We start from the raw sequence: 19877 nt of genomic DNA, 5'->3' as shown, positions 1-19877 counted from the left end.
CTCCCCCGCAAGGGGGGAGATTGGCGGTGTCGCGGGTGGCTCCTTGCGTGCGATCTCAATGATTGGCGAAAGCGGAGATGATGGCGTAATCTCCCCCCTTGCGGGGGAGATGTCCGGCAGGACAGAGGGGGGTGTGACGGAACGCCAGCCTCTCAAATTCAACACCGCGCCCAGCTGCACGCCCGTCCTCGGCCGCGACATCGGCTTCGTCTTCCAGGATCCCTCAGCCAGCCTCGACCCCGTCATGACGGTCGGCAAACAAATCGCCGAAGTCGCGCGCACCCATCTCGGCCTCACATGGGCAGAGGCGTATGCGAAAGCAAAAAACTTGCTGGAGCGTGTCCGCCTGCCCGATCCGGATGCCGCCTTGCGCGCCTTCCCGCATCAGCTCTCCGGCGGCCAGAAGCAGCGTGTAGCGATCGCTGCGGCCATTGCGGCCGGTCCGAAATTGCTGATCGCCGACGAGGCGACCAGCGCGCTCGATACCATCGTGCAGGCCGAGATCGTCGCCTTGATCCGGCGCCTGGTGGCCGAGGACGGCATGACACTGCTGTTCATCAGCCACGACATCGCGCTGGCGGCCGAGCTTGCCGAGCGCATCGCCGTTTTCCGTTATGGCCAGCTGGTCGAGCTTGGCACGACGGCGCAGATCATCAATGCACCTGGCCAGGCCTACACACGCGCGCTGCTCGACGCCCATATCGGCCTCGACGCCAAGCCGTTGCTGAACCGAGCCGAGCTCCACGCATGAGCCTGCTGACCGTATCCAACCTCACCAAACGCTACCGTCGCGACAAAAAGGCCATCGCTGCCATCGACGATGTCTCCTTTCACATCGACCCCGGCGAGACGCTGGCGTTGGCCGGGCCCTCCGGCAGCGGCAAGTCGACCATCGCGCGGCTGGTGCTGCGGCTGAACGAGCCGGACGCTGGCCGCATCGACTTCGAAGGCAATGATTTTCTGGCCTTGAGCGGGGCTGCGCTGCGAGCGCGTCGCGCACGCCTGCAAATGGTGTTCCAGGACCCGTTGGCCGCCTTCAATCCGCGCGCCACGGTGGCACGTGTCCTCGACGATCCCTTGCGCATCCATGGCATCGCCTCCCGCGCCGAGCGCCCGCGCCGCATCGCCGCCTTGCTGGAGCGTGTCGGGCTGACGGCCGACCTCGCCACCCGCGCCATCCATGAAATCTCCGGTGGCCAGCGGCAGCGCGTCGCCATCGCGCGCGCCATCGCGACGAAACCGTCGCTGATCGTGCTCGACGAAGCGGTGTCGGCGCTCGACGTTTCCGTGCGCGGACAGATCCTCGACCTGTTGCTTGACCTGCAACGCCAGGAACAGATTGCCTATCTCTTCATTTCACATGATCTCGGCGTTATCAGCGCCATCGCCCACCGCGTCGTCCTTCTCGACGCCGGGCGGATTGCCGAGAGCGGCGATGCCCGAACCGTCATCGGCGCACCGCAATCGGCCGTCGGCAAGGCGCTGGTGGCGGCCGCACCGAGATTGAACCGGACCACACAGGACGCATCATGACCGATCCCGAAGCCAGAGCCGAGAAGCTGTCGCGCGAACTCGATTCCGCCTTTCGCAACCGAGCCGATCTGTACCGCCTGTTCCTCGAGGAACTGACCGGAGAACTGGGCGCTGAAAGGGCCGAAGCGGTCATGACCCGCGCCATCGAACAGCGCGGCAAGGAAGTGGCCGCAGCCGCCTTCGCCGGCTTCGGCCCCAATGACGCACGCGCGATCGGCGAGGCCTTCCTGGCCGTCAGCCCGGATGGCGGCCTGATGTACCCGACCGATGTCGAACGCAGCGATGATCGCATCGCCTTCAAGGTGAAACGCTGCCCGCTGAAAGATGCCTGGGTCGAGGCTGGGCTTAATGACGAAAAACTCGCAACGCTCTGCCGTATTGCCGGCGCCTTCGACCGCGGCCTGTTCGAGGCGACCGGCGTGCGTTTCGACAATGTCACCTGGACACCAGGCCACGGCTCCGGCTGCTGTCACATCGCATTGACAGACCAGGATGCCGGATAGCTCAGTACTCGCCATACCGACAACGGCCGGCTTCGGTTTCGACGGCGGCTAAGCCGGTCAAGGAAGTCGATCCGTCCTATCAGGAGTGGCTCCGCAAGCGCGAGCACGACCTGACCAGCGAGGAACGCGCCTTCGTTGAACGCCGCCGCGAGGCGCTGAGACAAGACGGCCTCGTCACCGAGACCTACCGGCGCGTCGGCGTCCGCGAAGCCTTGGCGCGCCTGGCGGGGCCCGGCCGCGTTTTCGACCGGGCCGACGCCTGTTCGATCAATAGCCGACGGTGAAGCGCTGCCGGATATGGGCAGGCTTCTCGATCTCGTCGACCATGACGATGGCGTAGTCCTCGAACGAAATGCTGCTGCCCTTGTCCGAGGCGAGAAGCGTGTCCTTGCCGAGGCGGAATTTTCCGGTGCGCTCGCCCGGGACGAACATGGCGGATGGCGACAGGAACGTCCAATCGAGGTCGCCGACCGTCTTCAACTTGTCCAGGAAGTCGGCGCCTTTCTGCGCTTCGGCCTTGTAGATATCAGGGAATTCGGGGGTATCGACCAGCCGCTTGCCGGGCGCGACTTCGAGACTGCCGGCGCCGCCAACGATGAGATAGCGCTTCACGCCGGAGGCCCGCACAGCGGCAATCAGCGTGTCGGCGTCGCTGTCCAGAAAATGCACCGTGCTGATCACCACATCATGGCCGCGGATCAGATCGGCAAGACCCTGCTCGTCGAAGACGTCGCCCTTCCTGGCCGTCACGCGTGGCAGCGCCGCGATCTTTTCCGGGTTGCGCGCAATGCCGGTGACGGTGTGGCCGCGATCGGAGAGTTCTTTGAGAAGGCGCGAACCAACTGCGCCGGATGCACCAATGAGAGCGACTTTTGCCATGTCTTTCAGTTCCCTTGTTGAAGATTTTCTGGGGATCACGCCGCCGCGATATGGGCGACGAGATTGTCGAAGCTGCCGAACAGTGCGTTCGAACCGATGAGCCGGGGCGCGTCGTTGCGGATGACCGCCAGCGAAGGCACGCCATCGGCCTGCAGGCGCTGGAACAGCGAGCGGCCACGGCCGACCAGCTCGCGGTGGGCCGTCAGCAATGTTTCGGTCGGCGTCTTGAGCATCTCGGCGGCGTCCGCCATGCCGGCGGCGGCGAGCACCTCGGCCACACCGCCGATCGTCACGACATCGCGTCCATCCACGTAGCGCGCCCGTTGGATCGTCTTCAGCGCGGCAAGCCGGCGGCTGGGATCTTCCAGACCGGCGGCACTGATACCGAGCGTGGCGGCATGCGAATCGAGCAGGGTTCCGCGGACGCCAAGGACATTGTGCCGGTAGGCCGGTGTGAACACTTGTCCGGTCAGGCGCTCGATGCGCTGGTCGTTCGCCCAGGCATGGGCGGCAAACCCCTCATCCATCGGACGCGCGCCGGCGCCGGAGAACAGGCCGGTCGGCAGCAGCTCGACGCGCAGGCCGCTGGCCAACAGTCTGTCGAGCATCGGGGTGGCGCCATAGCACCAGCCGCAGAGCGGATCGAAAAGATAGGTCACTTCTGAATTGCTCATGATCGCTGCCATCCTTGGTGTGGGACACCGGCTTGGTTCGGGATATTGGGCTGCTGCGCCTGTCCAGCGTGTTGGCCGATATATGGCAAATGGCGTTCTTGCGAAAAATAGCACTCAATAATACAAACTGTCTGATCCAATCATACAAATGGTGCCGCCTTGGCCGAACTTCTGAACCTCAATCGGCTCGCCTACTTCACCACGGTAATGGAGACCGGCTCGTTCACCGCCGCGGCCGACCGGCTTGGCGTCGCCAAGGCTGTGGTCAGCCATCAGATCGGCAAGCTTGAGGAGGAACTGGGCGCAACGCTGCTGCAGCGCACGACACGGCGTGTCACGCCGACCGAAGAGGGCCGCCTGTTCTATGACCGCGCGATGATCATCTTGCGGGAAGCGGAGGCGGCCTATGGCGAAATCTCGCGCGGAACCGTCGAACCGAGTGGAACGCTGAGATTGACCGCACCGCTCGACTACGGCACCAAGATGGTGGCCCCGGTCATGGCGGCCTATCTCAGGGCCTATCCGCATATGCGCGTCGAGGCGATCTTCGACGACGCGGTGAGCAATCTGGTGGACGAGCAGATCGATCTCGGCATCCGTGTCGGCTGGCTCACGGATTCCTCGAACCAGGCGCGGCGCCTGGGCACGATACGGCAGGTCGTGGTGGCGAGCCCTGGCTTCGCGGCAAGCCTGCCGCCCGACGTGACGCCGCGCCAGGCAAGATCCCTGGCCTGGGTCGGCAACGCCCAGCTGCGCGGCATCGGCCAATGGCTGTTTTCTAGGGATGGTGAAACGGTGCTGACCGAGCTCAACCCGGTCATCATGTGCGACAAGAGCCCGGCTGCCCTGGCTTGCGTGCTTGCCGGCATCGGGCTCGGCGTGTTTCCGGATTACAGCGTCAGCGACGATATCACTGAGGGACGGCTGGTGCCGGTGTTTGCCGACTGGACCTTGCCGACCGGCGGCATCCATGCCGTGTTTCCACCAGCCCGGTTCCGGCCCGCCAAGGTGCGCGCCTTCGTCGACCTGCTCGCGGCTGCCGAGAAGAGGCGATCGCGCGGCGTCGCCATGGCGTGACGCCGTCAGCGGGCCTCTTGCAGGATCATCTCGGCTGCCTTCTCCGCGATCATGACGACCGGAGAGTTGGTGTTGCCCGAAACGATTGTCGGCATGATCGAGGCATCGACCACGCGCAGGTCAGCAAGCCCGTGAACACGCAGGCCGTCGTCGACCACCGCCATCGGGTCCGAACCCATCTTGCAGGTACCGACGGGGTGGAAGATCGTCGTGCCGATATCGCCGGCCTTGCGGATGAGGTCTTCGTCGCTGTCGTACTGCGCGCCGGGCAGCATCTCTTCCGGCGCAAAGCGCGCCACGGCCCGGGCCTTCATCAAACGGCGGACATGGCGCAGCGAAGCGATGGCCACGCTGCGGTCTCCCTCGGTGGAAAGATAGTTCGGCCGGATTTTCGCCGCCTCATGCGGGTCGGACGATCCTATATGCACGGTACCTCGGCTTTCCGGGCGCAGATTGCAGACCGATACCGTCACTGCTGGAAACCGATGCAGCGGCTCGCCCAGGCGGTCGGTGCTCAGCGGTTGCACATGGTATTCGAGATCAGGTGTTTCGAGGCGTGGATCGCTCCTGGCGAAGATGCCGAGCTGGCTCGGCGCCATCGACAGCGGCCCGCTGCGCCTGAGCGCGTATTCGAGCCCCATCGACGCACGGCTGAACAGATTGTGATAGCGCTGGTTGAGCGTCGCGGTGTTGGCGACCTTGAAGACGGTGCGGATCTGCAGATGGTCCTGCAGATTTTCACCAACGCCCGGCAAGGCGTGGCGGACATCCACGCCAAGGCTCGAAAGCAGGTCCGGGCGGCCCACCCCCGACAGTTCGAGCAGCTTCGGCGAGTTGATGGCGCCGGCAGCGAGAATGGTCTGGCCGGCTGACACGCTGTGCAGGCCACCGTCTTTTCGGAACACCAGTCCGGTTGCGCGCCGGCCGTCGAATTCGAGCCGTTCCGTCTCCGCGCCGAGCACCACGCGCAGGTTCTCGCGCGCCGCAATACCGCGCAGGAACGCCTTCGAGGTGTTCCAGCGCACGCCCTTCCTCTGGTTGACCTCGAAATAGCCGGAGCCTTCATTGGTGCCGGTGTTGAAGTCGTCGGTGCGCGGAATGCCGAGTTCCTCGGCCGCGTCCCGGAAGGCGTCGAGGATCGGCCATGACAATCGCTGCCGTTCGACCCGCCACTCGCCGCCGCTTCCGTGCATGGCGCCCTTGCCGCCGTGATAATCTTCCGATTTGAGGAAATAAGGCAAGACATCGTCCCAGCCCCAGCCGGCATTGCCGGCCTGCCGCCAGCCGTCATAGTCGGCTGCCTGGCCGCGCATGTAGATCATGCCGTTGATCGATGAACAGCCGCCAAGAACCTTGCCGCGCGGATAGTTGAGGCTGCGCCCGTTGAGACCGGCTTCCGGCTCGGTCTTCATCATCCAGTCGGTGCGCGGGTTGCCCATGCAGAAGAGGTAGCCGATCGGGATATCGACCCAGTGATAACGGTCGCTGCCGCCGGCTTCTAGAAGCAGCACACTGTTGCGCGGATCGGCGGAGAGCCGGTTGGCGAGCACGCAGCCGGCGGAGCCGGCGCCGACAATGACATAGTCGTAGTCGCCGAACGGGGACGGTGAAGGTTCGCTCACGTGCGTGCCTGCTGTGCGGCGATGCGCTCCCACATCGGGGTCATCGCCTGGTTGATCTCGCCGTACAGTCGATACCGCCGTGCGTATGCGTCGGCAACCGCCTCGTTGGGTACAAGGTGCCGGGCGGCGGCCGTCATGGCCGCGGCGCCCGTGCTGTAGTCGGCGAAGATACCGACGCCGGTGCCCGCCGCAATTGCCGCTCCCAGGGCGCCGGTCTCGCGGCTGCGCGCCACGGTAACGGGTACGCCGAGCACATCGGCGAATATCTGCGGCCAGACCGTGCTGCGCGAGCCGCCGCCGGACAGCACCACCGCGTCGAAGTCGGCGCCCGCTTTGTGCAAGGTCTCGACATGGCGCTTGTGCTCGAAGGCGACGCCCTCGAACAGCGCGCGCAGCAGATGGGCCCGGCTGTGCCAGCCGGCGATACCGTAGAAGCCGGCGCGCGCATGGCCATTCTGCTGCGAGCCGTAGAGGAAGGGATGATAGATCGGGATGTCGCTGTTCGGATCGACGGAAGCGACGAGTTCGCTGCACAATTCGAACGGCGACTTGCCGGCTTCGCCGCCATGCTCGAGGAATTCGCGAACGATCCATTCGAGGTTGGCGGCCGAGGTCGCGCTGGATTCGATCGCCAGATAGCGCTGGCGATCGAAAGTCGACAGCATGAAAATCGAAGGGTCGCGGATCGGTTCGTCGGTGATCACCTGGTTGATGCTCCAGGTTCCGGCGATGACCGAGGCGGCACCGGTTCTGGTCACGCCCGAGCCGACCGCGCTGGCGACGACGTCGAACAGCCCGGCGATTACCGGCGTGCCGGCGCGCAGTCCCGTCAGGGTCGCCACCTCCTTGCTGACATGGCCGGCAATGTCGGCCGATTCCAGCACCGGCGGCAGCAGATCCATGCAATCATCGAGCCCATAGGCGGCAAGCAGATCCGGCTCGTAGCGCCGGTCCCGCATCTGCAGCAGGCCGCAACCTGACATGTCTGATGTATCGCTGCTGCGCGCGCCTGTCAGGCGGTTGACGACGAAATCCTTGCACAGGAAAACCGTGCCTATTTTGGCGAACAGGGCCGGAGAGAAGCGCTTGAGCCAGGCAAGCAGGGTTGGCGTCTGCGCCGCCCACGGCCGTTGCAGGCAGTGTGCATAGGTGCGGTCGCCGACATTTTGTTCGGCCCATTCGGCAACGATGCCGACCGCGCGCGTGTCGAGCGACTGAATGCCGATCAGCGGCGCACCCTCACGATCGAGCGCGTAGAGCCCGTTGCCATGGCCGGCGCAGCCGATGGCGACGATCTCGCCGGCGTCGATGCCGGCTTCAGCGATACATTGACCAATGACCGAAACCGCGTTGCGCCAGAGTTCGTCGAGGTCGCGCTCGACATGTCCGGGCTTTGGCATGGACGAGCGGCCGTCGCGGGCGGCAAGCGCCAGCTCGCGTCCCGACAGGTCGAAGAGGACGGCCTTGATGACGGTGTTGCCGGCATCGAGGCCGAGAATATACTTACCCATTGGCTCCTCCCGACGCCGCCTATGCCTGCTTGTACAGGTCCCAGGCGACGGCACCATCGGCATCATCGTGGATGATCGCCATCAGCCCCCGCACGACCGCGCTCGGATCGGCATGTTGGTAGATGTTGCGGCCATAGACCATGCCAAGCGCACCCTGTGCCATCAAGGCAGCCGACTTGTCGAACACGGCGCGCAGATCCTCCTTACCGCCGCCGCGCACCAGTACCGGGCAGCGCGCGACCTCGACGACACGGTGGAAATCGTTGGGGTCGGTGGTCGGATCGGCCTTGATGATATCGGCGCCCATCTCGCGGGCAAGCCGGGTCAAGGTGACGATCTTTTCGGCGTCGCCGTCGACCATGTAGCCGCCATGTTCGGCAACCGGCAGCATGGCCAGCGGCTCGATCATCAGCGGCAGGCCGTATTTCTCGCAGTCGGCACGCACACGGGCAATGTTCTGCACGCATTGCCGGAACAGGTCGGGCTCGTCGGGCAGCATGAACAGATTGACGACGACGCAAGCCGCATCCATTTCGATGGCGCCAAGCAAGGGCTCGGCCTCGTTCTGCAACACCGCCCACATCGCCCGGTGGCGTATCCTGTTGTAAGGATTGCCCATGTCGATGCGCATGACCAGCGCCGGCTTATCCTTGCCTGGTACGGACTGCAGCAGATCGGCCTGGCCGTAGTTCATCTGAATGGCGTCGGGGCCGGCCTTGACCAGCTGATTGACGACCCCAGCCATGTCTTCGAGACCGGCCAGGAAGCTCGGTTCGTTGCAGACGCCATGATCGATAGCCACGTCGAGGCAGCGGCCACCGCCGAACAGCCGGTTCATGCGGACTTTCTTGTTCACGCGCATAGGGCGCTCCTTTGGTGCGTCTGGAGATCGATGCCGTGCCGGTCGGCCAGCAAGGCGAGGAAGGTCGAGCATTCGGCGGCAGCCTGGTCGGCATTCCAGCCTTTGTGCGCCGCTAGCATGTCGAGAACGGCGTTGACGAGGTCGAAGCTGAGGCCGCCCGAAATGGCAATGGTGGTGCGGCGCAGGAACAGATCGGCAAGGCACTCGACATGCTCACGCTCGATGATGTGCCCGATCTCGCTTGCCGAATAGTCCGACTGCGGCAGCATCTGTTCGCCCGCCGGGTGCGAAACGAAGTCGCTGGCCGAGGTGCCGTAGCGCTGCAGAAGCGTGTGCGCGCGCTCGACCTGCAGGCCGTGCTCGGCGGCGAATGACGCGCACCAGGCCTCCGGGTCGGCCGGAAAGTCACGGCCGCCACCGACAGCCATGTCCTGCGTTTCCTTGCTGCGCGCGAGCCCCAATCGCTTCAACGCCATATCGGCTGCCAGCGCTCCAAATGAACGGAAAGTGGTCCACTTGCCGCCGATCATACAAAGCGTCGCCGGCAGATGCCCGCTCGCTTCGACGAACTCGCAAAAATGATCGCGCGGTATGCGGCTCGTAAAACTGTCTTCGCTGGCGGGCAAGGGACGTACCCCCGCGAAGCGGAACACGATCTGGTCGTCGGTAACCTTGATCGAGGGGAAGACGAAAGCGAGCGACTGCAGGATGTAGCGCTGCTCGTCCTCCTCGCAGCGGACTAGGTCCGGATCATCGACCCGGATGTCGGTCGAGCCGATCAGCACCTTGCCTAGATAGGGAAACAGGATGCAGATGCGGCCGTCCTCGTTCTCGTAATAGACCATGTGGCCGCCGAGTGCGGTGTAGAGTTCTGCATTGTCGACGATGAGATGCGAGCCCTTGGTGCCGCCCATCATCTTTGGGGCCGCGGCCCCGATGGCCTTGTTGGTCAGGTCGATCCAGCCGCCTGTGGCGTTGATGACCAGTTGCGCCCGCACCGGCAGTTCTTCGCCGGTCAGCGTGTCGGTAATGGCAAGGCCGGCGCCCGTCGACGACACCAACGCATAGTTCAAGGCGCGCGCGTTCGCCCCGCTTGCCGTGGCATCCAGCAGCATCTCCAGGCCGAGGCGTTCGGGCCGGCTCACCCAGGCGTCGTAGTAGGTCGCCGAGTTGCGGATCGCCGGATTGATCGCCGGCCATGTCTTCAGGGTCTCGGCTCGCCCCCTGAACCTGTGCGTCGGCATCAATCGCCGCGCGGAGGTGAACAGATCATACATGGCAAGGCCGGTCTTGATGACCAGCGCGCCGCGCCGGCTGGGCCGCCGCGTCAGCCCGAGGAAACGCACCGCGCCGTTGGCAAGACCCGAAAACATATCGAAGATCGGCACCGTCGTTGGCAACGGGGCCACATAGTGCGGCGCATTCCTCAGCAGGCGGTCGCGTTCGAGCAGCGATTCGCGCACCAGTTTGAATTCGCCGTTTTCGAGGTAGCGCAGGCCGCCATGCACCATGCGCGAAAGCGCGGCACTGGCACCGCCGCAAAAATCGCCCTTTTCCGCCAGCACGACATCGACCCCTTGCAAGGCCAGTTCGCGAAAGACGCTGATGCCGTTGATGCCGCCGCCGATGACGAGCACGGCAATGTCCGGCCGGTCGCGCAGAGCGGCTGTTGTTTGGCTACGGTTCATTGGACTGTTGCCTTTTTGCTCAGGCAACCATCGCCGTGAGATGCGCGGCTGCCGCCGCGTCGATCGCCGCAAGCTCGCTTGCCGCAAGCGTGATCGCGCCGGCCCGTGCATTGTCGAGCGCCTGTTCGGGATTGCGCGCGCCGCACAGGGCGAAAGTGATGCCCGGCTGGGCCAGCGTCCAGGCAATGACGATCTGAGCCATCGAGGCCTGGTGGTGGGCGGCAATCGGGGCGATGGCCTGCTTCAGCTTTGCGACCTTCTGCCGGTTGGCTGTGGAGAAGCGCGGATTGTCCTTGCGCTGGTCGTCGCCGCCGAATGTGCGGCCGGGGTCGACCGTGCCGGTGAGCAGGCCGAGCGCCAGGGAGGAGTAGCTGAGGGTGGCGATGTCATGGCGGCGGGTGATCGGCAGCAGGCTGTTCTCGATGTCGCGGTCAATCATCGAATAGCGTTCCTGGATCGCATCGAGCTGGCCGGCATCGATATAATGGCCGAGATCCTCGGCGCTGATATTGCTGGCGCCGATGGCGCGGATCTTACCGGCCGTCTTCAGTCTTTCCAGCACCGCCATCGTCTCGGCGATAGGCGTCGTCGGGTCCTGCCAATGGGTGATGTAGAGGTCGATATGATCGGTGCCGAGACGCCGCAGGCTCTGCTCGACCTCATAGGCAATGCCGTCGGCGCCGAGATAGCGATGCACCGGCTTGTCGTCCTGGTCGAAGAAATAGCCGCCCTTGCCCGAATGCCAGTTCAGCCCGCATTTGGTCGCGATCACCACTTTGTCGCGCTTGCCCTTGATGGCGGTACCGACGATCGCCTCGCTGCGGCCAAGGCCGTAGGCCGGTGCGGTGTCGATCAGGCTGAGGCCGGCGTCGATCGAGGCCTCTATCGCCCGCACGGACTCCTTCTCGTCGGTGCCGCCCCACATCCAGCCGCCAATCGCCCACGTGCCCAGGCCTACAGCCGACGCCGATATGCCGGACTTGCCGATCTGTCGCTGGATCTGTCGAGAATTCATGCTGCCTCCTGTTCGGCCAGCTCGAGGATCTGGAGCCCGGTGGCCTCGTCCGTGACGATGGTGTCGAGATGATTTCCGCGCATGGCGCTCAGGATCGGCGCGACCTTGCTGGGGCCGCTGGCGATGCCGATCGAGCGTGGGATGGTCGCGAACTCGTCAAGCGTCAGCGAGACCAGCGAACGGTTGAGCGAGTAGTTGCAGAGCTTGCCCTGGCGATCGATGAGATGAGCGAGTAGTTCGCCTGTCGCCCCGGACTTCTCGATCGCCTGGCGATCGGCGTTCGAGGACGGATGCAGATCGTAGTAGCTGGAATCGTCGGTCAGGATGGAGCCGACGCCCACCACCGCGACGTCGGCCTCGCGCGCCTTGCGAAACACGTCTGCGACGGAGCTGATCCCCATCAGCATCTCGCGCTGCTGCGCGGTATCGGCAAACAGCGGCGCATGGATCTGATAGGCGCGGCCGCCGAGCTTGTCGGCCATAAGCGAGGCAACGTGATTGACGTCGGTATAGTGCTTGCCCTGCACCAGCCCGGTGGCCGGGATGATCTCGACATCGTATCGGCGTCCCGGCTTGAGGCCGGCTACCAGCGCGCTGACGCCCTTGCCGCCGGTGATCGAGATGGTGTCGCCATCCTTGATGGTATCGAGCAGCAGTCGCGCCGCCGCCTCGCCGACCCGCTGCAGGGCTGTGTGAGGGTTTTCGGAGACCGACGGCACGACCACCGCCCGCTCGATACCGCCAAGCGCCACCAGCCGCGCTTCGAGGTCGACCAGGTGGTCGATCGGTGACTTGATCTTGATCTCGACGAGGCCGAGCTGGTGGCCGCGCTTGATCAGCCGGTTGACGGTGGCATGCGAGATGCCGAGTTCCCCGGCGATCTCGGCCTGGGTTTTGCCTTCGACATAATGCAGGACAAGCGCCTGGTGCATCTGGCGGACAGCGGCAATGTCGTCGCGGGTGTTGGGTGGGGCCATGGCCTTGTTCGGTGCCTTTGGAGTTCAGGACTTCTTGCGGTGCAGGAAGTGATCGATCGATACGGCTGCCAGCAGGATGCATCCCTTGATCATGTCCTGCCAATAGACTGAGATATCGAGCAGGATAAGCGAACTCGTCACCACCGAGAGCAGCGCCATGCCGAGGATCGCTCCGAAGATGGTGCCCGAGCCGCCATTCAGCGAGGCGCCGCCGATGACGGCCGCGGCAATGATGTTGAGTTCCATGCCGGCGCCGAAGGTCGGCGTCGCCGCGCCGAAGCGCGCCATGTAGATGACGCCGGCCAGTCCGGCGAGGGTCGAGCACAGCACCGTGACCCAGAACTTCACCTGATTGGTTCTGATGCCGGAGAACTGCGCGGCCTTCTCGTTGGAGCCGGTGTAGAAAACCTTGCGGAAGGCCGTGGCGCGGCGCAGCAGGTAGTCGAAGATCGCCACCACCACAACGAAGATCAGGATGACATAGGGGATGTTGTTGAAGCTGCCCTGACCGATGGCCTTGAAGGCCGGCGGCAGGGTGAACAGCGAAAGCGGCGTGCCCTTGGTGACGACCAGGCACATGCCGCGCACGATGACCATGGCCGCCAGCGACGTGATGAAATGATTGAGGCCTATCACCGTGACGAAGAAGCCCATCGCCGCGCCGATCAGTGCACTAACGCCAATGCCGATCAGGCTTGCCGTCCAGGGATCGAGGCCGGCGAGGAACAGCGCGCCGGAGACGACCATTGAGAAACACACGACCGAGCCGACGGAAAGGTCGATGCCGCCGACAATGAGCAGGATGGTCATGCCGACGACAACGATGCCTTCGATGGAAAAGCTCATCATCATGGCGCGGAAATTGCCCCATGTCAGGAAATGCGGCGAGGCGAAGCTCATGGCGATGCACAGCGCCAGGATGATGACGATCAGCCCGGCCTCGCGCATCGATGCGAGCTGAGCGAAATTGATGCGCCGCCCGGCGGCCTTGATCTCGGCGTGCACGAGCGCTTCTCCTGATTCCCTAGGCGACATTCTGAGCCTGCCTTTGAGTTGAACTGTCCTGAACGCCCGAGGCGAGCATGATGATGGCTTCCTCGCCGAGCTCGCCGGCTGTGAGTTCGCCGGCGATCCTGCCTTCGCGCACCACCAGGACGCGGTCGCACAAGCCGATCAGTTCCGGCAGTTCCGACGAGATGACGACGACGCCGACACCGCTGCCGGCAAGCTGGCGCAGCAGCCGATGGATCTCCACCTTGGCGCCGACATCGATGCCGCGTGTCGGTTCGTCCATGATGATGACCTTGGGGCTGACGGACAGCTGCTTGGCTATGGCGACCTTCTGCTGGTTGCCGCCGCTCAGCGTCGAGACGGCAGCCTCGATGCCGGCCATGCGCACGCCGAGCCTGCCGGTCAGTTCCCTCGCCTGACGATCCTCGGCCTTGCGATCGAGCAGGCCGAGTGGCCCGGTCACCCTGCCAAGGTCAAGCGCCGAGATGTTCGCCGCGATCGGCAGATCGAGGAACACGCCGGAGCCTTTGCGGTCTTCCGAAAGGTAGACCAGCCCCGCCTTGACCGCATCGCCATAGCCGCGCAGCCGCAGCTGCTTTCCGTCGAGTGCAACGGTTCCTGACGTCATTGGCCTGAGACCGCAGACCGTTTGCGCGATCTCGCTGCGGCCGGCGCCGATCAGGCCGCCTATGCCCAGAATTTCACCGGCGCGGAGCTGAAGATCGACGCCGGCGAAACGACGGCCGTCGGAAAGCCCCTCCACCGAGAGGAGCAGGCGCCCGGGCTCTTGCGGCGCCAGCTTGTCGGGGTAGAGCTGAGTGATTTCGCGGCCGACCATCTTGCGCACGACGTCATCGGGGGAAACGGCGGCAATCGCATCGGTCGCCACGTAGCGGCCATCGCGGAAGACGGTGACGCGGTCGCACAGTGAGAAGATCTCGGCCATGCGATGGCTGATATAGACCACCGAGATGCTGCGGTGCTTGAGCCCGCGCACGATCGAAAACAGGCGCTGCGCTTCGCTTTCGGTGAGCGCCGCGGTCGGCTCGTCGAGCATCAGCACCTTGCAGTCGAGCGTCAGCGCCTTGACGATCTCGACGAGCTGCTGGTTGGAAATGGAAAGGTCGGCGACCCTGGTGCGCACCGGAATGGGCGCGAGCAGGTTCATGACCTTCTGGGCATCGGCATAGAGCTTCTGGAAATTCATCAGCGGCGCGCGCCGGCTGTTGATCGCGGCCATGTAGATGTTTTCGGCGACCGTCGCATCCTGGCAGAGCGCGATCTCCTGGTGGACGAGCGCGATGCCGAGACGTTGGGCGGCCGCGGGTGAGAGGATCGAGAGCGGCTCGCCGTCGATCAGGATGTCGCCCTCGTCGGGCTGCAGCACACCGGCGATCATGTTCATCAACGTCGACTTGCCGGCGCCGTTCTCGCCGCACAGCGCATGGATTTCGCCGCGCCGCAGCTCGAACTTCACGTCGCTCAGCGCCTTGACCGGGCCGAACGCCTTGGACAGGCCACGGATTTCAAGAATGGGCGCCAGGGTCACGCCATGCTCCTGCGAAGGCGATTGCTGAGGAGGAAGGAGGCCGAAGCCTCCTTCCGATTTGGTCCGACTCTGCAAGGGTCGGGAACGAAAGATCGAGACTATTCCTCGATGCCCTTGGTGCCGCGACGCTTGAGATACTTGTCCCAGTAGAAGTCGTCCGCATTGTCCTTGGAGACGATGGAGAAACCATTGTCGACGAAGGGCACGCTCATCGGGTTGAAGCCCGAACGCTGGGCGTCGTTCATCGGATCGATCAGGCCAGGATGCTTGGCCATCCACAACAGCATGAAGCCCATATAGCCTTGCATGCCCTGATTGGGATTGACCGAGCCGAAGATCTCGCCGGCCTTGATCATGTCGAGAATCTTGGCATTGACGTCGGCGAGCATGACGCGGATCTTGCCGCCGCCTTCCTTGGCCGCCTGGGCAGCACCGATGGCCGAATTGGCCTCCGGCATGAACACGGCGCCGAGATCGGGATGCGCCTGGGCCAGGCTCAGAACCGCCTGATAGGCCTTGGTCGGATCCTGGTTCGAAGCGGCGCGGCCGACCAGCTTCATGTCAGGCCATTTGGCTTCCATGCGGGCAACGAAAGCGTTGACGCGCTTGTCGTGATTGTCCTGACCGGGATTTTCCAGCACCGCATATTCGCCCTTGCCGTCCATCGCCTTGGCAACGGCGTCGGCGGCATAGGTGCCTTCGGCATTGTTATCGGAGGTGATGTAGGAGACGCGCTTGGAATTCGGCGAGTCGGCGGCGAAGGTCACCACCGCTGTGCCCTGCTCGATTGCGCGGTTGATCGGCTCGATGAACGGATCGGAGTTCATCGGGTGCACCAGTATGCCGGCCGGCTTCTGAGCCAGCGCCTGGTCGAAGGTCGCGATCTGCTTGTTGACGTCGTATTCGGGCGTACCCGTATAGGCGGTCTCGCAGCCGAACTGCTGGCCGGCCTGCTTGAACATTTCATAGACCGGGAACCAGTATTCGACGCCCGAGACCATGACGTTCATGACGTATTTTTCACCCGGCTCGCATTTGAACGGGTTGGGGGTTTCGGCGCGTGCTTGCATCGACCCAAAGCAGGTCGATGCAGCCGCCGCGATTGCGAGCGTGCTCAGAAATTTGCGCAAGTTTCCTCCCTTGGCCGAAGCCATCCTCAATGACCGTCGCAGGCGCTCAATGAGCGCTGCCGTATGGATTTGATGACGCCGACCTTCCTCCGAAAGCCGACGATCGGGACATTACAGCGCCGTTTCGTACTGTCAATATAATTCACATATTGAAATATATTTCACACCATACGCGCTACAAGACACCACACGTTCTGGTTCGATGAGGCCGGTCGCGGTTGGGGCCAAGGTCTCGCACTTTTTTGGCAAGGCCTTCTCGCTTGACGGCGAAGCGGAGATGGAATGTTGGAGGGACGTTCGCGGTGAGCCGATCGCCGGCAGCGCCTTCATAGTCTGGCGTCCGGTCGAGTGTTGGTGGCGTCTGCTCGGCTTGGAGCTTGACGCTCTCTCCCTGTCGTTAGGAATCCTGCGTTGGGCGGCAGGGCGACGCACGGACGAGCAAAAGCCGCTTCCGGTCAGCGACATGGGAATTGATCATGAAGGCTTTCCGGCCGGCTCGTTCCGAGACGCCCCCGAACGCAAACAGCCCGCCGGCATTTTGCCTGGCGGGCTGATTGTGATGTTGGTTGCGGGGACAGGATTTGAACCTGTGACCTTCAGGTTATGAGCCTGACGAGCTACCGGGCTGCTCCACCCCGCGTTACCTTTGGTATAAGCCGAGGCTTACAAATAGCATGGCTTACAAATAGGTAGATGGCTCACCAACTGAAAGGGCCGCTTACGCGGCCCGTGGTTCCCGTTGGCGGGCCTAATCATAAAGAGAAGATTTCTCTCACATCCGATGTGAGATCAACGTGCGTTTAGCAGACCTGGCAGCGACCTACTCTCCCGCGTCTTGAGACGAAGTACCATCAGCGCTGGAGCGTTTCACGGCCGAGTTCGGAATGGGATCGGGTGCAGCCGCTCCGCCATAACCACCAGGTCGGCAAAACGCACGTTGTTCGAGAAGCTGGGTTAGGGATTAGGCAGTAGGGAATAGTGAGTAGGGGATACCCGCTCGCTATAGGCCTGCGCCATTTGCCCGTCTTTCCGTGCCAAGGCGACGTTTTCTACAGGACGCTTCGGGCATAAGCCCGCAAGCGCGACTGCGCGTCGCCGGTTTTCCGGCGCCCTCGCGGAGCATAGGCCCGTTAGGGCCGCTCATGCGTAAGCGCTGATAGGACCATTTGACTTCGTCAAATGGGCATAAGGAATGAGAACGATCAAGCCGATCGAACTATTAGTACCGGTAAGCTTCAAGCGTTGCCGCTCTTCCACACCCGGCCTATCAACGTGGTCGTCTTCCACGGTTCTCAGGGAATACTCGTTTTAAGGTGGGTTTCCCGCTTAGATGCCTTCAGCGGTTATCCCGTCCGGATATAGCTACCCTGCTATGCGGCTGGCGCCACAACAGGTCCACCAGAGATCCGTCCATCCCGGTCCTCTCGTACTAGGGACAGATCCTTTCAATATTCCTACACCCACGGCAGATAGGGACCGAACTGTCTCACGACGTTCTGAACCCAACTCACGTACCGCTTTAAATGGCGAACAGCCATACCCTTGGGACCTGCTCCAGCCCCAGGATGCGATGAGTCGACATCGAGGTGCCAAACAACCCCGTCGATATGGACTCTTGGGGGTCATCAGCCTGTTATCCCCGGCGTACCTTTTATCCGTTGAGCGATGGCCCTTCCACGCGGGACCACCGGATCACTATGACCGACTTTCGTCTCTGCTCGACTTGTCAGTCTCGCAGTCAGGCAGGCTTATGCCATTGCACTCAGCGAACGATTTCCGACCGTTCTGAGCCCACCATCGCGCGCCTCCGTTACTCTTTAGGAGGCGACCGCCCCAGTCAAACTACCCACCATACATTGTCCCGGACCCGGATAACGGGCCGCGGTTAGACATCCATAGTAATAAGGGTGGTATTTCAAGGGTGGCTCCACCTGAGCTGGCGCCCAGGTTTCAAAGCCTACCACCTATCCTACACATGCCACTACGAATGCCAATGTAAAGCTATAGTAAAGGTGCACGGGGTCTTTCCGTCTAACCGCAGGAACCCCGCATCTTCACGGGGAATTCAATTTCACTGAGTCTATGCTGGAGACAGCGGGGAAGTCGTTACGCCATTCGTGCAGGTCGGAACTTACCCGACAAGGAATTTCGCTACCTTAGGACCGTTATAGTTACGGCCGCCGTTTACTGGGGCTTCGATTCAGAGCTTGCACCCCTCCTCTTAACCTTCCAGCACCGGGCAGGCGTCAGACCCTATACGTCGTCTTGCGACTTCGCAGAGCCCTGTGTTTTTGATAAACAGTCGCTACCCCCTGGTCTGTGCCACCCTCCTCTACTTGCGTAGAAAAGGGTCACGCTTCTTCCGAAGTTACGCGTGCAATTTGCCGAGTTCCTTCAGCATAGTTCTCTCAAGCGCCTTGGTATACTCTACCAGACCACCAGTGTCGGTTTCGGGTACGGTTTATAAGGAGGAGCTATTTCCTGGAACCACGCAGCAGCCCGTTCAATCCGATAAGATTGGACTACCTCAATGATCCGTCACTACCTCCAAGCCCACGAATATTAACGTGGTTCCCATCGACTACGCGTTTCCGCCTCGTCTTAGGGGCCGGCTAACCCTGCTCAGATTAGCTTTAAGCAGGAACCCTTGGTCTTTCGGCGGGGGAGTCTCTCACTCCCCTTACGTTACTCATGTCAGCATTCGCACTTCTGATACCTCCACCACCCCTCACGGGTATGGCTTCATCAGCTTACAGAACGCTCCGCTACCGCTTGGCCCTTGCGGACCAAACCCTAAGCTTCGGTGTATGGCTTTAGCCCCGTTACATTTTCGGCGCAAAGACCCTTATTTAGACCAGTGAGCTGTTACGCTTTCTTTAAATGATGGCTGCTTCTAAGCCAACATCCTGGTTGTTTTGGGATCCTCACATCCTTTCCCACTTAGCCATAACTTGGGGACCTTAGCTGTAGGTCAGGGTTGTTTCCCTTTTCACGACGGACGTTAGCACCCGCCGTGTGTCTGCCGACTAGTACTCCCAGGTATTCGGAGTTTGGTTAGGTTTGGTAATCCGGTGAGGACCCCTAGCCCATCCAGTGCTCTACCCCCTGGGGTATTCGGTCGACGCTCTACCTAAATAGATTTCGCGGAGAACCAGCTATTTCCGAGTTTGATTGGCCTTTCACCCCTAGCCACAAGTCATCCCGAACTATTGCAACAGTTATGGGTTCGGTCCTCCAGTAAGTGTTACCTTACCTTCAACCTGCTCATGGCTAGATCACTCGGTTTCGGGTCTAATGCGACGAACTGAACGCCCTATTCAGACTCGCTTTCGCTGCGCCTACACCTAGCGGTTTAAGCTTGCTCGTCACACTAAGTCGCTGACCCATTATACAAAAGGTACGTGGTCACCCAGGACGAACCTTGGGCTTCCACTGTTTGTAGGCAATCGGTTTCAGGTACTCTTTCACTCCCCTTGTCGGGGTGCTTTTCACCTTTCCCTCACGGTACTAGTTCGCTATCGGTCATGCACGAGTACTTAGGCTTGGAGGGTGGTCCCCCCAATTTCAGACAGGATTTCACGTGTCCCGCCTTACTCGAGGACGATTGATTGCATTACGCGTACGGGGCTGTCACCCACTATGGCCCTACTTTCCAGAAGGTTCCGCTTGTCTCTCAATCGCCACTGGCCTGGTCCGGGTTCGCTCGCCACTACTTCCGGAGTCTCGGTTGATGTCCTTTCCTACGGGTACTTAGATGTTTCAGTTCCCCGCGTTCGCCACTTTACCCCTATGTATTCAGGGTAAGTTACCTATTATCGATACTTGGAAACCACAGCAGCAAGTCGG

Annotated in this window: 15 protein-coding genes, 1 tRNA gene and 2 rRNA genes (1 of these 18 running past the window's edge); 4 read left to right on the top strand and 14 right to left on the bottom strand. The window is 62.4% G+C overall.

The window, feature by feature from the left end; genetic code table 11:
- The 3 genes from NKJ06_RS09140 to NKJ06_RS09130 form a co-directional block, all read left to right on the top strand.
- The coding region (locus tag NKJ06_RS09140; RefSeq protein WP_352809665.1) for an ATP-binding cassette domain-containing protein at window positions 1-751 on the top strand (751 nt) is incomplete at its 5' end.
- Window positions 748-1533: an ABC transporter ATP-binding protein gene (locus NKJ06_RS09135; protein ID WP_352631803.1), complete on the top strand. Its 786-nt coding sequence runs from the start codon at window positions 748-750 to the stop codon at window positions 1531-1533. The genes NKJ06_RS09140 and NKJ06_RS09135, both read left to right, overlap by 4 nt.
- Entirely contained in the window at window positions 1530-2036 is a 507-nt protein-coding gene (locus tag NKJ06_RS09130) for an L-2-amino-thiazoline-4-carboxylic acid hydrolase (protein WP_352631801.1), read from the top strand. The genes NKJ06_RS09135 and NKJ06_RS09130 overlap by 4 nt, the downstream gene beginning before the upstream one ends.
- Before the next feature lie 267 nt (window positions 2037-2303).
- Here NKJ06_RS09130 and NKJ06_RS09125 read toward each other — a convergent pair whose 3' ends face one another.
- Together NKJ06_RS09125 and NKJ06_RS09120 are read right to left on the bottom strand one after the other, a co-directional pair.
- Window positions 2304-2915, bottom strand: a complete 612-nt coding sequence (locus tag NKJ06_RS09125; RefSeq protein WP_352631799.1) for an NAD(P)-dependent oxidoreductase — start codon at window positions 2913-2915, stop codon at window positions 2304-2306.
- Between the two features lie 35 nt (window positions 2916-2950).
- Window positions 2951-3589 (bottom strand): DsbA family protein, encoded by a 639-nt coding sequence (locus tag NKJ06_RS09120; protein WP_352809663.1) that lies wholly within the window; start codon window positions 3587-3589, stop codon window positions 2951-2953.
- Window positions 3590-3748: 159 nt separating this feature from the next.
- On the opposite strand from NKJ06_RS09120, the gene NKJ06_RS09115 reads away from it, so the two are divergent.
- Window positions 3749-4666, top strand: a complete 918-nt coding sequence (locus NKJ06_RS09115; RefSeq protein WP_352631795.1) for a LysR family transcriptional regulator — start codon at window positions 3749-3751, stop codon at window positions 4664-4666.
- A gap of 5 nt (window positions 4667-4671) precedes the next feature.
- Here the strand turns inward: NKJ06_RS09115 and NKJ06_RS09110 are convergent, their stop codons facing one another.
- From NKJ06_RS09110 to NKJ06_RS09055, 12 genes are all read right to left on the bottom strand, one after another.
- A complete protein-coding gene (locus tag NKJ06_RS09110; RefSeq protein WP_352631793.1) occupies window positions 4672-6288 on the bottom strand; it encodes a GMC family oxidoreductase in 1617 nt (538 codons plus the stop codon).
- Window positions 6285-7799 (bottom strand): FGGY-family carbohydrate kinase, encoded by a 1515-nt coding sequence (locus NKJ06_RS09105; protein ID WP_352631791.1) that lies wholly within the window; start codon window positions 7797-7799, stop codon window positions 6285-6287. Before NKJ06_RS09105 ends, NKJ06_RS09110 begins: the two co-directional genes overlap by 4 nt.
- 19 nt (window positions 7800-7818) lie before the next feature.
- Window positions 7819-8661: a class I fructose-bisphosphate aldolase gene (locus tag NKJ06_RS09100; RefSeq protein ID WP_352809661.1), complete on the bottom strand. Its 843-nt coding sequence runs from the start codon at window positions 8659-8661 to the stop codon at window positions 7819-7821.
- Window positions 8652-10349, bottom strand: coding sequence for a glycerol-3-phosphate dehydrogenase/oxidase (locus tag NKJ06_RS09095; protein ID WP_352631787.1), 1698 nt, complete (start codon window positions 10347-10349; stop codon window positions 8652-8654). The genes NKJ06_RS09100 and NKJ06_RS09095 overlap by 10 nt, the downstream gene beginning before the upstream one ends.
- A gap of 19 nt (window positions 10350-10368) precedes the next feature.
- Window positions 10369-11364, bottom strand: a complete 996-nt coding sequence (locus NKJ06_RS09090; protein ID WP_352631785.1) for an aldo/keto reductase — start codon at window positions 11362-11364, stop codon at window positions 10369-10371.
- The gene (locus tag NKJ06_RS09085; RefSeq protein WP_352631783.1) at window positions 11361-12341 is read right to left on the bottom strand and encodes a sugar-binding transcriptional regulator; all 981 of its coding nucleotides are present in this window, start codon (window positions 12339-12341) and stop codon (window positions 11361-11363) included. Before NKJ06_RS09085 ends, NKJ06_RS09090 begins: the two co-directional genes overlap by 4 nt.
- A gap of 24 nt (window positions 12342-12365) precedes the next feature.
- Complete coding sequence (locus NKJ06_RS09080) at window positions 12366-13289, bottom strand: ABC transporter permease (protein WP_352631858.1); 924 nt, start codon at window positions 13287-13289, stop codon at window positions 12366-12368.
- A gap of 76 nt (window positions 13290-13365) precedes the next feature.
- Window positions 13366-14901 (bottom strand): sugar ABC transporter ATP-binding protein, encoded by a 1536-nt coding sequence (locus NKJ06_RS09075; protein ID WP_352631781.1) that lies wholly within the window; start codon window positions 14899-14901, stop codon window positions 13366-13368.
- 98 nt (window positions 14902-14999) lie between these two features.
- Entirely contained in the window at window positions 15000-16031 is a 1032-nt protein-coding gene (locus NKJ06_RS09070) for a substrate-binding domain-containing protein (RefSeq protein ID WP_352631779.1), read from the bottom strand.
- 563 nt (window positions 16032-16594) lie between these two features.
- Window positions 16595-16671: transfer RNA gene (locus NKJ06_RS09065), tRNA-Met, on the bottom strand.
- A gap of 167 nt (window positions 16672-16838) precedes the next feature.
- Window positions 16839-16953, bottom strand: a 5S ribosomal RNA gene (gene rrf, locus NKJ06_RS09060).
- 276 nt (window positions 16954-17229) lie between these two features.
- Window positions 17230-19877 (bottom strand): 23S ribosomal RNA (locus NKJ06_RS09055); it runs 173 nt beyond the window's last position.

The sequence above is a fragment of the Mesorhizobium sp. M0293 genome, from assembly GCF_040321735.1.
Taxonomy (GTDB): Bacteria; Pseudomonadota; Alphaproteobacteria; order Rhizobiales; family Rhizobiaceae; genus Mesorhizobium.
The sequence above is the reverse complement of the archived record's forward strand: the minus strand, read 5'-3'. Positions and strand labels throughout refer to the sequence as shown.